This is a genomic window from Acinetobacter sp., assembly GCF_039596015.1.
In the GTDB taxonomy this organism is placed as follows: domain Bacteria; phylum Pseudomonadota; class Gammaproteobacteria; order Pseudomonadales; family Moraxellaceae; genus Acinetobacter.
The window spans coordinates 25887-39362 of sequence record NZ_JBCNKN010000018.1 but is presented as its reverse complement, the minus strand read 5'-3'; the positions used below and the strand labels follow the sequence as shown (position 1 = coordinate 39362).

Here is a 13476-nt window from a genome sequence, read left to right as displayed (position 1 = left end):
ATTTTTTAAAACTCATCCAATCAATCTAAAAATTTAACTATCAAGCTAAATCCTTGTTAATCAACAAGTTTTTATCTGCATCACCGCCGATGGATGTGCATTCTACAGTATTCTCATCCCAATACAACCCCTTTTTTTAGTTTTATTATTCAAGAGAACGCTTTTTGAGCTATTTTGCTTCTTTTGTACTTTTTATCATCATTTTTCGCATAAAAAAGGCAATCTATTAGAAGATTGCCTTTTAAAATTACAGTTACTTTTTCAAATTAGTCCGTAAAAGTAACGCGTGCAATGGCTTTTTTACCTGATTGAATAATCAATGTTTTGTTTTCTTTAACAGAATAGCCCGCATCAACAACATTCCAATCAACTTTTACTGCGCCACGCGCGACTGCATCTTTAGCAGCAGCCGCATTTTTGGCTAAGCCTGCGGCACGTACGATAGACGCAATAAAGAGTTCACCACCAAATTCACCTCGTGAAATGGTGATTTCTGGTGTGCCTTCTGGTAGCTCACCTTCAGTAATGATATTTCCTGCACCTTTATGTGCATTTTCTGCAGCTTCTGCATCATGGAAACGCTCTACAAGTTCAAGTGCAAGAATGCGTTTGATTTCTTGTGGGTTACGTCCTTCAGCCATTTCTTTTAGTAAAGCTTGAATTTCTTCAATGGTTTTGAAGCTAAGCAAATCAAAATAGCGTTCAATCAAGCTATCTGGCATTGATAAGATTTTTTGGTAAATTGCCCCTGGTGCATCAAATACACCAATATAGTTGCCTAAAGATTTGGACATTTTGTTCACGCCATCCAAACCTTCCAAAATAGGTACGGTGATACACACTTGTGCTTCTTGATTATAACGCCCTTGTAAAGTACGTCCCATTAATAGGTTGAAGGTTTGGTCTGTACCACCAAGCTCTACATCCGCATGTAAAGCAACAGAGTCATAGCCCTGTACCAATGGATACAAGAATTCATGAATAGCAATCGGTTGCTGGTTGTTGTAGCGTTTAGTGAAGTCATCACGTTCTAACATACGTGCAACGGTTTGCTGAGATGCCAACTGGATTAAATCAGCCGCAGTTTTTTGAGCGAACCATTCTGAGTTAAAGACCACTTTGGTTTTTTTCGGGTCTAGAATTTTAAACACTTGTTCTTGATATGTTTTGGCATTTTCAAGTACCTGTTCGCGTGATAACGGCGGACGTGTTGCGCTTTTTCCTGTTGGATCACCGATCATCGCGGTGTAGTCACCAATCAGGAAGAGTACTTCATGACCAAGATCTTGAAAGGTTTTTAGTTTGTTAATTAAAACAGTATGCCCAAGGTGCAGGTCTGGCGCTGTTGGATCAAATCCTGCTTTTACTTTTAATGGGCGGTTCTCTTTCAATTTTTTAAGTAAATCTTCTTCAGAGATAATTTCATGCGTGCCACGTTGAATCAGGGCAAGCTGTTCTTCGGCTGGTAAGAAATTCGACATCACAAAATCCAAACACATCAGTTATTCAATTTGTGCGATATACTAACACTTTTTCAGCATATTGCAGGCTTTGTTGCTATGTCAGAGATCTATATTGGGGTAATGACCGGAACAAGTATGGATGGTGTGGATATCGTAGCAGCGTCTTTTGATCCGTTACAGCTTCATGCGACCCTTACCATTCCTTTTGATCCTGATCTTCAGGATGAATTAATGGCACTGACGTTGCCAGGTGATAATGAAATTGACCGTATGGGGAAAGCCGATGTTGCGCTTGCAACCATGATTGGTCAGGGAATTAATCAATTAATTGAAAAAAATAATTTAAATCGTAGCGACATTAAAGCCATTGGCAGCCATGGTCAAACAATACGCCATCGACCAGAACATGGTTTTACACTACAAATTGGCGACCCGAACTTAATCAGTGAGATCACACAAATTCCTGTTATTTCGGATTTTCGACGTCGCGATATGGCCGCAGGTGGTCAAGGTGCACCTTTGGTTCCTGCTTTTCATCAGGCATTGTTTCAACACGCTTCGATTGATCGGGTGATTTTAAATTTAGGTGGCATTGCCAATGTCAGTATTTTGCCAGCCAATCAGCCTGAAGCCGTATATGGCTTTGATACAGGCCCTGCCAATATTTTAATGGATGCATGGTGTGAGCGTTATACAGGTCATCCGTATGATGAAAATGGCGATTGGGCTGCGTATGGAACACCAATTCGTCCATTGATGGATCGTTTATATACTCATGATTTTTTTGCGAAAGAGCCACCCAAAAGCACAGGACGCGAAGATTTTAATATTGATTGGCTAGATGACCAAATTATTGATTGGCGTAATGATATTAGCTACAACGAGTTAGAAGATATCCCCGAAAATATTCAAGCAACTTTAGCTAAATTGACAGTACGGGCGATTCAAAAAGCAATTTATCGTTCTGGTTTAGAAAATGGTGAAGTCTATGTTTGTGGCGGTGGCGCATATAATTCGCATCTTTTAGAGCAATTACGCTGGCGTTTACGTAAACATCATTGGTCAGTCCAACCAACCGATGTTCTTGGGTTATCACCAACATGGGTGGAAGCAACCGCATTTGCTTGGTTAGCCATGCGTTTTATTCATAAACAAAGTGGCAATTTACCTGCTGTGACTGGCGCAAATGGTTTTCGAGTTTTAGGTACGATCACGGCGAATTAGCTCTATGTAATTAAGAGGTAGAGGTAATGAATAAAAAGCCTCTGCTCTACAATACATAGATATAAAAAAAGCGACTTTCAATGGTGAGTCGCTTTTTTTACTGCTTGGCTGAATTTAGATTGAAAACGATGAACCACAACCACAGGTTGTCGTTGCATTTGGATTTTGCACGATAAAACGTGAACCTTCCAAACCTTCGACATAGTCAACCACAGAACCAACCAAATATTGATAACTCAGAGCGTCTACCAACATTTTTACGTCGCCATTTTCAAATGCAGCATCATCTTCATTTGCTGAATCAGCAAAATTAAATCCGTATGAGAATCCTGAACAGCCGCCACCTGTAACATAAACACGCAGCATTAATTCTGGGTTGCCTTCACTGTCACGAAGTTGGCGCACTTTTTTAGCAGCATTATCTGTAATCTCTAAAGCTTGAGCATTCATGATGGGCTTTCCTCAAAACAAGTTGCAAAAACGGCGCAATTCAAGTGCGATTATAACACAATCTATATGGGGATAAATCTTGTGCATTTCAAAACCGATAAAAATACTCGGCTTTATTCAGCATTTTTTGAATCCACTTTAGTATGAGTTTGGCGTTCTTGCCCAATCCCGATTAAAATATCGCAACTTCAAACCAATTAGACCAACTTATGATTCAACTTGAGCAACTCAGCATACGTCGCGGTGGACGTGTTTTATTTCAAAAAGCCTCGATGCAGCTGCATCCAGGTTGGAAAATTGGTTTAACTGGTGTTAACGGTGCAGGTAAATCTACCCTATTTTCAGCCCTACTTGGTGGTATGGAGTCAGATGGTGGTTCTTTAACTCGTCCAAATGTCTGGACTGTGGCACACATGGCACAGGAAATTGAAGCGCTGGACATGAAAGCAATTGATTTCGTGCTCTCAGGTGATGAGGAATACTGGGATATTCAACATAAACTGGATCATCCTGATCAGCTCAGTAATGATGAACTGGCACACCTCTATGGCCGTTTTGACGAAATTAGCGGTTATTCTGCCCCCTCTAAAGCCTCTCAACTGATGGCAGGTCTCGGATTTTTTGAACATCAATCTGAACTCAGTGTTGCCAGTTTTTCAGGTGGATGGCGGATGCGCTTAAATTTGGCGCGTACCCTAATGAGCCGTTCTGACTTATTGTTGCTCGATGAACCAACCAACCATTTGGACTTGGATGCAATTTTATGGCTAGAAGATTGGCTGAAAGCTTATGAAGGGACGTTGGTCTTAATTTCGCATGACCGTGACTTCCTTGATGCCATTACTGATCATATTTTACATATTGAAAATCAAGAACTAACTTTATACACAGGTAACTATTCGACCTTTGAACGTACTCGTAGTGAACGGCTTGCTCAACAGCAACAGGCTTACGAAAAACAGCTCGAAACACGTGCACATTTGCAAAAATATATTGACCGTTTTAAAGCCCAAGCAACAAAAGCAAAGCAGGCTCAAAGCCGTATCAAACAGCTCGAACGCATGCAGGAACTTTCTGCCGCGCATGTCGATACACCATTTACCTTTAGTTTCCGTGAACCGACCAAAATGAGTTCCCCATTACTGGAACTGGAACATGTAGATATTGGTTATGGCGATAAACTCATTGTAACCAATGTTAATTTGCAGATTACACCGACCAGTCGTATTGGTTTATTGGGCATGAATGGTGCGGGTAAATCAACCTTAATTAAATCACTTGTTGGCGACTTAGCGTTAATACGTGGTCATCGTAAGGCATCGGAACTCCTCAATATTGGCTACTTTGCCCAGCATCAAATGGATGCGCTAGATGGCAATGCCAGTCCAATGTTACAACTTTCCCGTATTGCTGATCCTAAAATCAGTGAAGCCGCTTTACGCTCTTTCTTGGGCAGTTTCGGCTTTAGTGGCGAACGCATGGATACACCTTCTGAAAGTTTTTCAGGTGGTGAACGAGCACGTTTAGCCTTAGCACTCATTGTCTGGAAACGCCCAAATGTACTGATTCTAGATGAACCAACCAACCATTTAGACTTAGACATGCGTCATGCACTCACCATGGCACTACAGGACTTTGAAGGGGCTGTCGTACTGGTATCGCATGAGCGCCAGCTCATTGCCAGCGTCTGTGATGAACTTCTTTTAGTTCATGCTGGTCAAAGCAAAGAATTTGAAGGTGATTTAGCTGCCTATGCCAATTGGTTACGTCAAGCACGCTTGGACATCATCAAAAATGGACAGCAATTCACTACGCCAGTTCAATCTTTAGTAGAAGAAAAACCTGTTATTTCAAAAACAGATAAAGAAGCTCAACGTAAAGAAGCTGCTCGTCGTCGTGAGCAAACACGTCCGATTCGCAAAAATATCGAAAATACTGAAACCAAAGTTGCAAAATTACAGCCAAGACTCGCTGAAATCGAGCATCTATTGGGGGATAGCTCTCTTTATGAGGCAAACCGTAAAGATGAACTTTTAAAGCTGATGAATGAGCAAACCGAGCTTAAAACCCAAGTTGTTCAAGCAGAGGAACAACTGCTTGAGTTTATGATGGAACTTGAAGAGTTAGAAAGTTCATTTGAAAGTTGACCGCTGAAGCCACAGAAAACTCAGACATTTCACTGAGTTTTCTGTGTTAATATTTTGTAGATTGTAATGTGTATTTCCTGATATCACGAATTGTTTACATATTTTGATACATTTGTTTAAAATATCAGCAACGCATTGAGCATTAAGATTAAGGTCGCTATACTCCTGCACTCATTACATCTCATGAGGTCTGTACAATAAAGATTAATATTGTATTTAAATCATGTTATTGAGCCAGTCGAATACCATTTTCAGGATCGTAGCCATCGAATGGATTTTTTTGATTTTTTGATGAGTTTTGAGCATTACCTCCCTGTCCTATTACAGGAATATGGGGTTTGGATCTATGCGATTTTATTCTGCATTATTTTTGCTGAAACAGCATTCATCTTTATGTTTTTTTTACCTGGGGATAGTTTGCTGTTAGCGATTGGTGCACTTTGTGCCACATCAGACACCATTCATGTGTCGCAGATTATTTTTTTACTTTTTATATCAGCAACATTAGGCTACATCGTCAACTACCATATTGGGAAGTCACTCGGTTGCAGAGTCCTGAATGTAAAGTCACGTTTTATTAAACAAGAATATTTATATAAAACACATGACTACTTTGCACGTCATGGTGGAAAAACCATACTTCTTGCCCGATTTATTCCTTTTGCCCGTTCTTTTGCACCTTTTGCAGCAGGCTCTAGCCATATGAACTATCTATTGTTCTTGATGTATAACATCATTGGTGCCTTTATCTGGATTTCACTGCTGATTGGCATCGGTTATGGTTTTGGCAACACGTTACGATTATTGGGTTAATTCCTTAACATATATAAAAAAAATAGCATCCCGAAAGATGCTATTTTTTTGATCTAAATTGAATATTTAGGCATCAATATCTGCATTGAGTGCATTTTCTTCAATAAAGGCACGACGTGGCTCCACATCATCACCCATCAAACATGAGAACATGCGATCTGCTTCAATAGCATCATCAATCGTCACCTGAAGCATATTACGGTTTTCAGGATCCATTGTCGTTTCCCAAAGCTGTTCAGCATTCATCTCACCCAAGCCTTTATAGCGTTGGATCATCATGCCACGACGAGAATCTTGAATAATTTGTTGCCAAACTTGGTGGAAATTGCTCACGGCAACACGGCGATCACCTTTTTGCAAATAAGCACCGTCTTCAAGTAGGCTAAACCAGCTCTTCGAATTTTTCAGCAATCGGGCATATTCAGCCGAATTTAACAGACCTGCATCTAGTAAATAATGATGCGGTAAGTTGTGCACATAAATCGTGATACGTGGCCAATAATGCGCAGCTTTTACGCCTTCACTGCTTTCAGTTTCAAATGTTTCCAAAGAAACTTCAGGACGTAAACTTGGTTGCAATTTCACAATTGCAGCTTGCAGTTGCTCTGCCCAATCTTGCACGTAACTTTGATCGTGATTCTGATCAACTTTAAAATTCTCAAGCTCTAACAGACCATCTAACAGACTGGCAGGATAACGCTGTGTCAAACGGGTTAAACTCTTTTGTGAAACCTGATAATCCTGAATCACTTTAGCTAATGCTGTACCTGTAATCGCGGGTGCTTCGGCACTGATATGCAAAGCCAATTCATCAATAGCATTTGAAATCAGGAAGGTTTCTAAAGCATCATTATCTTTAATATATTGCTCATTTTTCCCTTTTTTCAACTTATACAAAGGTGGTTGAGCAATATAAATATAACCACGTTCAACCAGTTCAGGCATTTGACGGAAGAAGAAGGTTAATAACAAAGTACGAATGTGTGAACCATCGACGTCGGCATCGGTCATGATGATGATTTTGTGATAACGTAATTTGTCAGGGTTATACTCTTCACGGCCAATCCCACAACCCAATGCAGTAATCAGTGTGCCAACTTCCTGACTCGAAATCATCTTGTCAAAACGGGCACGTTCCACGTTCAGGATTTTACCTTTTAATGGCAAAATCGCCTGCATTTTACGGTTACGCCCTTGTTTGGCACTCCCACCCGCAGAGTCACCTTCGACCAAGTAAAGTTCAGAAAGTGCAGGATCTTTTTCCTGACAATCGGCCAATTTACCAGGCAAACCAGCAATATCTAGCGCATTTTTACGACGTGTCATTTCACGTGCTCTACGGGCTGCATCACGCGCACGGGCTGCATCAATAATTTTGCCTGCAATTGATTTTGCTGCCTGAGGGTTTTCAAGCAAATATGCAGAAAATTCTTTGTTCATCGCCTGCTCTACTGCAGGTTTAACTTCACTTGAAACCAGTTTTTCTTTGGTTTGCGAAGAGAACTTCGGATCTGGCACTTTTACAGAAATAATCGCAGTTAAGCCTTCACGAGCATCATCACCCGTAACGCCGACTTTTTCTTTCTTCAGAATATTTTCATTCTCAAGATAACTGTTTAAACCACGTGTTAATGCTGCACGGAAACCAGCCAAATGCGTTCCACCATCTTTTTGTGGAATGTTATTGGTAAAACAACGCACATTCTCTTGATAACTATCGTTCCACTGCAATGCAACTTCGACAGCAATGCCATTTTCAGTATCTGTAGTGAAGTGGAAAATTTCGTTAAGATGGTTTTTACCTTCGTTGATGTATTTAACAAACTCAGATAAACCGCCTTCATAATCGTAGACATGTTCAAAATTAATACGTTCATCGCGTAGAACAATGCGAACACCAGCATTTAAGAACGACAACTCACGTAAACGACGCGCCAAAATATCTACATTAAAAATGGTTTGGCTAAAAGTTTCAGCGCTTGGCCAAAAACGTACAATTGTTCCCGTATTTTCAGTTTCGCCCGTCACACGTAATGGATATTGTGGATCGCCATGTTGATATTCTTGCTCATACGCATGCCCATTACGATAAATGATGAGCTGTAATTTACTCGACAAGGCGTTTACAACAGAAACACCCACACCATGCAAACCACCAGATACTTTATAACTATTATCGTCGAACTTACCGCCAGCATGCAAAATGGTTAAAATCACTTCCGCAGCAGAAACACCCTCTTCTGGGTGAATATCGGTTGGAATACCACGACCATTATCTGAAACACTGACTGATTCATCCTCATGAATTGTAACGATGATCTCGTCACAATGCCCTGCCAAAGCCTCATCGATTGCATTGTCAACTACCTCAAAAACCATGTGGTGTAGACCTGTGCCATCATCGGTATCACCAATGTACATGCCCGGACGTTTACGAACGGCATCCAAACCTCTTAATACCTTGATACTAGAGGAATCATAAGCCTTTTCATTGGTTTGTTCTGTTTGAGAAGCAGATTGAGACTCTGAACTCATGGTTACTCCCTAGTCATTAAATGGTTGGTTCAACAGCAACAGTATGGATTTGACCATTGTCAACATTGAATAATTGATAAGAAATAGACAGATCATGTAAATGTTGTTGTACCGCAACATGATCTAAAGTCGTCAAAAACACCTGACTGCCAAGTTGGCTTAAACGCTCAATTAAACGTCGTTGTGCGGTCAAATCGAGTTCCGCTGTCAAATCATCTAATAATACCACAGTTTCCTTATTACTCGCATGTAGCATTGCAATCTGTGACAGTTTTAGCGCCATAACCAACAGCTTTTTTTGCCCGCGTGAAAGTACAACATCAGCATCCCCCATTGGGGTTTTAAAGCGTAAATCCGCACGGTGCGGCCCATATTCAGTATAACGACGTTCGACATCCTTGGTGTGTGCCTGTTGTAAGTCCTGAAGCAGTCCTATTTCAGGATGAAAGCCTGCGCTATATTCAATTTTAATCTCAAGATCAGGCAGTAATATTTGTAAATCTTGCTGAAAAAACACTTGCCACTGTTGTAACACACCCAAGCGCTGCGAATGCAGTAATTCACCATATTCTGCCAGCATTTGATTCCACGGTTCCAAATCTTGCAACTTGAGCTGCCGTTGTGTTTTAAGCAGCGTATTTCGTTGTTTGAGTGCCCGGGCATAATATTGCCAAGCATGATAAAAATCAGGTTCCACGTGAAACATCAACCAATCCAGTAATTGCCGTCTTGGTTTTGCACCATAGTCAATAATGTCGGTACTGAGCGGATCAATCAACTGTAAAGGAAGTAATCGAGCAAGCTGTCCCTGCGTTGCAATGCTGTCACCATTGACTTTAATCAGTTGCTCACCTGTAATGAACTTCTGAACACCCATTTTTTCTTGATCAGACTGTGCAAAAATCAAGGCATCGGACTGTTGTAACTGAATATAGTTTTTAGGAATATGGGTACGAAAGGAACGTCCTGTCGCCAAAATATGAATGGCTTCTAAAATGGAGGTTTTTCCTGAACCATTTTTGCCATAAAAAACATTAAACGGCTGCAATTGATGCAATGCAGCCGTTTGAATATTACGTACACGTTCGATATGTAAACGTGAAATCGACATAGACAGGATGAGATTAAACCCGCATCGGCATGACCACATAAGTTTGGTCAGGGTATGCAGGATCTTGTACTAATACCGACTGGTTCGCCTCTGTCATAATCATAGTGACATCATCACCATCCAATGCATTTAAAACGTCCAGCAAATATTGTGCATTAAAAGACATCTCAAGCCCTTCCCCTGGATACTGAATCACAATATCTTCAATCGCTTCATCTTGTTCAGGGTTATTGGCACGTAATTGTAAAGTATCTGTATAAAAATTCAGAAAAACGCCACGTAATTTTTCATTACTCAAAATTGCCACACGTTGTAATGATTGTTTAAACAAATCATGGGCAATTATCGCATTTTTATCACCACCACGTGGAATTACACGACGATAATCAGGGAATTTACCATCAATCAATTTTGTCGTGAAACGTACAGTAACATCGCCCTGCTCTTTGTCACGACTTGGCATTGAAATCGTAACATTCAACAATTCACGACCAATTAAAACGGTTAATGGCTGATCTTCAATACTTAATAAACGCTGTAATTCACCCACTGCTTTACGTGGAACAATAGCCTGCAATAATTGATTTGAAGTTGAACTTGCTGCTGTTTCACACAAAGCCAAACGGTGACCATCGGTTGTGACGGCACGTAATTGATTTTGATCAATTTCTAACAATGTACCTGTCAAATAAAAACGTACATCTTGCACAGCCATAGCAAATGAGGTTTTTTCAAATAACCGTTTTAATTCACGTTGCGTAACTTGTACTTGAGTCCCTTGTGTCGTTTCTGTCGTTAACAGCGGATAGTCTTCAGCAGGTAACGTCCCAAGTACAAATCGGCTATTTCCTGACTTTAAAATACAACGCTGATCTTCTGTAATTTGTAAATCGATTAACGCCGCTGAAGGCAGTGATTTACAGATATCCATCAGTTTACGCGCAGGTACAGTTGTTTCACCCGATTGCACACATGCACCATCTGCAAAAGGCATACTTGCAACCAATTCAACTTCCAAATCGGAACCCGTAATGGTTAAAGCCTGAGCAGAAGCCTGAATTTTGACATTAGATAAAATATTTAAGGTATGTCGACGTTCTACCACACCCACAACATGAGAGAGGACATTTAACAAACTCTCTTTCGCGATCTTTAAACGCACGTTTTAACCCTTAAACTCAAATAAAAACTGGGACTATTCTAACCTAAATTAGGCTAAAATTATGATGAAATTGATGGTAAAAAAGTGGAAATAGGACTTCTGTTTTACACAACTTTAAATCACAAGTCCCGTCATAACTAAAGTCATTTCATTTTCAAATAGATAGTACAATCACTTTAAATTTTCAGCATTTCACCCGTCGTTTTATGCCTTCAATAATCGTGATTAAAAAAATATTTAGAATAAAAAATCAAAATTTAGTCAATCTAAATCAAGACTTTATAACGGCGTAGCCTAAAAAATATAAATCATACAAAGGGCAGCTTTTTTAGCTCCCCCTTAGAATAAATCACCTAACTTTGTAACAACCGCATTAGGTTTTTATAATCTTCATTAAAAACAGGATCTTCTTCTCGAAGGCTTTGTACTTTTTCACAGGCATGCATCACAGTACTATGATCACGTCCACCAAACGCCATGCCGATTTCAGGAAAACTATCTCCTGTTAATTCACGAGCCAACCCCATCGCCAATTGGCGAGGGCGTGCATAAATACGTGTCCGCTTAGGCCCGACAAGTTCTTTTAATGGGATACGGAAATATTCGCTCACAACACGCTGAATATTTTCAGTACTGATGGTGCGCGCACGTATCGCCAACACATCTTTTAATGATTCGCGAACCACTTCCAAGTCAATTGGCGCACCTTTAAAACGTGAGATTGCAACAACTTTATTTAAAGCACCTTCCAATTCACGCACGTTTGCAACAACTTGTTGAGCAATAAACAATGCACAGTTTCGAGGCAAATCAATACCACTACTTTCTGCTTTTTTTAACAAAATTTCGATACGTGTTTCAATATCTGGTGGTTCAACTCCAACAGATAATCCCCACGAAAAACGAGAAACTAAACGCGGATCAAGCTCTGTTAATTCTTTTGGATAACGATCTGATGTCAAAATAATCTGTTTTGACTCGTCAAGCAAAGCATTAAATGTATAAAAAAATTCAACTAAACTGGCTTCTTTACCTGCCAATAAATGAATATCGTCGACCAGCAATAAATCGAGTGAACGGCAATTCTTTTTAAATTCTTCAACTTTACCTTTTTGCAACGAACTCACAAAGTCTTGTACAAAACTTTCTGCGGTCATGTACATCACACGTGCATTTGGCTTCACTTGTAGTAATGCATTTCCCACCGCTTGCATCAAATGTGTTTTACCCAAACCTGTTGGGCCATATAAAAACAAAGGGTTATGTTGAGATGCTCCGAGTTGCGTCAATACCTTACGGCAAGTTTCAGCTGCCATCTGGTTTGAACGCCCTTCAACAAAAAGTGAAAAGGTAAATAAGGGGTTAAGTTGACGCTTTTTATTAATTTTAGCAGGCGCAGTTAGTGCAGTCTGCTCCTGATCCCGTTTTGCAGCAACTGGGGTTGAACGTGAAGCTGGTTCATTTTGTAATGCTGCTGTTGTGGTTGCAGGTTGTTCGCTGGCTTTTAAAATTGCACCGGGACGTGAATCGACCAAAACCTCGACTTGACGGACACGACCTTCAGACAATTGCTCTGCCAAAATAGAAATTAATTCTAAATGATGTTCTTGAATATAACGTGTCCAATAAGGATTCGGCGCATATAGACGTAATGTCCCGTCTTGCTCTTCAGCAACCAATGGGCGAATCCACATCGCAAAGACATTATCAGATAGCTCTTGTCGCAAGCGAGTTAAGCATTCTGTCCAAAGCATGTGAAACCCCTATTTATTCAGATCAATTTAAATTCAAAAACCACCCTCTTAACACGAAGGGGTCGCCATTCTATCGAAGTTATCCACATCTGTCATAAAAAAGATAACTGTTTGCACAAAAAACAACTCCTCAGGTTTAATTTTGAATTCAAAACCCGATGTGGATAAGTTTTAAGACAAGCTGTGGATAAAATAACACATAAACTTATCCACAATCCATAAAAAACATAAAAACATAGATATCCACAATGTATGTTTATGTTTTTTAAATTTAAAAACCGGTTTCCCACAGAAATTTCAGGTCCTAATAATAATAAATTTAAATTTCTAAATTTGAATTTATTTATAAGGGATGCATTCTGGTGTGGATATCTTTACTCTCGAATGAATTTAAATTCAAATTTAAAAACGACTCTTGAGTTTAGATGTGTCTTGTTAATAACACTGGAGATAAGTTGTTTATAAAAACAAGTCTATATAAAAATCATGATGTTGTCTTGTGAATATTTTTAGTTTTATTGGAAATATCTACGGTTTACTTTAAATAGATAAATATGAATATATGTAATAAAACGTGCAAAAAATGGGTTTTTCATTGACATATGTGGCAATGCACCATAAAATCGCGAGCCTTTATATAGATCAATTTTTGGGAGTTTCTATATGAAACGCACTTTCCAACCTTCTGAATTAAAACGTAAACGCGTTCATGGTTTCCGTGCTCGTATGGCAACTAAAGCAGGACGTCAAGTTCTTGCTCGTCGTCGTGCTAAAGGTCGTCATAGCTTAACTGTATAATTTACATGTTAATGCTTCA

Annotated in this window: 10 protein-coding genes; 4 read left to right on the top strand and 6 right to left on the bottom strand. The window is 39.7% G+C overall.

Going from position 1 to position 13476, the window contains the following annotated elements; translation table 11 throughout:
- Positions 1–266: 266 nt before the first annotated feature.
- On the bottom strand, positions 267–1499 hold the full coding sequence (gene tyrS / locus ABDV70_RS12640) for a tyrosine--tRNA ligase (protein WP_343598233.1): 1233 nt from the start codon (positions 1497–1499) through the stop codon (positions 267–269).
- A gap of 60 nt (positions 1500–1559) precedes the next feature.
- On the opposite strand from tyrS, the gene ABDV70_RS12635 reads away from it, so the two are divergent.
- Positions 1560–2687 (top strand): anhydro-N-acetylmuramic acid kinase, encoded by a 1128-nt coding sequence (locus ABDV70_RS12635; RefSeq protein ID WP_343598232.1) that lies wholly within the window; start codon positions 1560–1562, stop codon positions 2685–2687.
- Positions 2688–2801: 114 nt separating this feature from the next.
- Here ABDV70_RS12635 and erpA read toward each other — a convergent pair whose 3' ends face one another.
- A complete protein-coding gene (erpA, locus tag ABDV70_RS12630) occupies positions 2802–3137 on the bottom strand; it encodes an iron-sulfur cluster insertion protein ErpA (RefSeq protein ID WP_343598231.1) in 336 nt (111 codons plus the stop codon).
- 209 nt (positions 3138–3346) lie between these two features.
- On the opposite strand from erpA, the gene ABDV70_RS12625 reads away from it, so the two are divergent.
- The gene (locus tag ABDV70_RS12625) at positions 3347–5284 is read left to right on the top strand and encodes an ATP-binding cassette domain-containing protein (protein ID WP_343598230.1); all 1938 of its coding nucleotides are present in this window, start codon (positions 3347–3349) and stop codon (positions 5282–5284) included.
- A gap of 270 nt (positions 5285–5554) precedes the next feature.
- Positions 5555–6097, top strand: a complete 543-nt coding sequence (locus tag ABDV70_RS12620) for a VTT domain-containing protein (RefSeq protein WP_343598228.1) — start codon at positions 5555–5557, stop codon at positions 6095–6097.
- A gap of 66 nt (positions 6098–6163) precedes the next feature.
- Here the strand turns inward: ABDV70_RS12620 and gyrB are convergent, their stop codons facing one another.
- From gyrB to dnaA, 4 genes are all read right to left on the bottom strand, one after another.
- A complete protein-coding gene (gene gyrB / locus ABDV70_RS12615) occupies positions 6164–8632 on the bottom strand; it encodes a DNA topoisomerase (ATP-hydrolyzing) subunit B (protein ID WP_343598227.1) in 2469 nt (822 codons plus the stop codon).
- 16 nt (positions 8633–8648) lie between these two features.
- Complete coding sequence (gene recF / locus ABDV70_RS12610) at positions 8649–9743, bottom strand: DNA replication/repair protein RecF (protein ID WP_343598226.1); 1095 nt, start codon at positions 9741–9743, stop codon at positions 8649–8651.
- A gap of 13 nt (positions 9744–9756) precedes the next feature.
- The gene (dnaN, locus tag ABDV70_RS12605; RefSeq protein WP_343598224.1) at positions 9757–10905 is read right to left on the bottom strand and encodes a DNA polymerase III subunit beta; all 1149 of its coding nucleotides are present in this window, start codon (positions 10903–10905) and stop codon (positions 9757–9759) included.
- A 353-nt stretch (positions 10906–11258) separates the two neighbouring features.
- The gene (dnaA, locus tag ABDV70_RS12600; RefSeq protein WP_343598222.1) at positions 11259–12659 is read right to left on the bottom strand and encodes a chromosomal replication initiator protein DnaA; all 1401 of its coding nucleotides are present in this window, start codon (positions 12657–12659) and stop codon (positions 11259–11261) included.
- Between the two features lie 663 nt (positions 12660–13322).
- Here dnaA and rpmH point away from each other — a divergent pair.
- Positions 13323–13457 (top strand): 50S ribosomal protein L34, encoded by a 135-nt coding sequence (gene rpmH, locus ABDV70_RS12595; RefSeq protein WP_000831329.1) that lies wholly within the window; start codon positions 13323–13325, stop codon positions 13455–13457.
- Positions 13458–13476: the final 19 nt, after the last annotated feature.

What these genes read in the sequence shown, in the direction of transcription:
- tyrS (WP_343598233.1), bottom strand. Translation starts at nt 1,499, where the DNA reads ATGTGTTTGGATTTTGTGATGTCGAATTTCTTACCAGCCGAAGAACAG.
- ABDV70_RS12635 (WP_343598232.1), top strand. Translation starts at nt 1,560, where the DNA reads ATGTCAGAGATCTATATTGGGGTAATGACCGGAACAAGTATGGATGGT.
- erpA (WP_343598231.1), bottom strand. Translation starts at nt 3,137, where the DNA reads ATGAATGCTCAAGCTTTAGAGATTACAGATAATGCTGCTAAAAAAGTG.
- ABDV70_RS12625 (WP_343598230.1), top strand. Translation starts at nt 3,347, where the DNA reads ATGATTCAACTTGAGCAACTCAGCATACGTCGCGGTGGACGTGTTTTA.
- ABDV70_RS12620 (WP_343598228.1), top strand. Translation starts at nt 5,555, where the DNA reads ATGGATTTTTTTGATTTTTTGATGAGTTTTGAGCATTACCTCCCTGTC.
- gyrB (WP_343598227.1), bottom strand. Translation starts at nt 8,632, where the DNA reads ATGAGTTCAGAGTCTCAATCTGCTTCTCAAACAGAACAAACCAATGAA.
- recF (WP_343598226.1), bottom strand. Translation starts at nt 9,743, where the DNA reads ATGTCGATTTCACGTTTACATATCGAACGTGTACGTAATATTCAAACG.
- dnaA (WP_343598222.1), bottom strand. Translation starts at nt 12,659, where the DNA reads ATGCTTTGGACAGAATGCTTAACTCGCTTGCGACAAGAGCTATCTGAT.
- rpmH (WP_000831329.1), top strand. Translation starts at nt 13,323, where the DNA reads ATGAAACGCACTTTCCAACCTTCTGAATTAAAACGTAAACGCGTTCAT.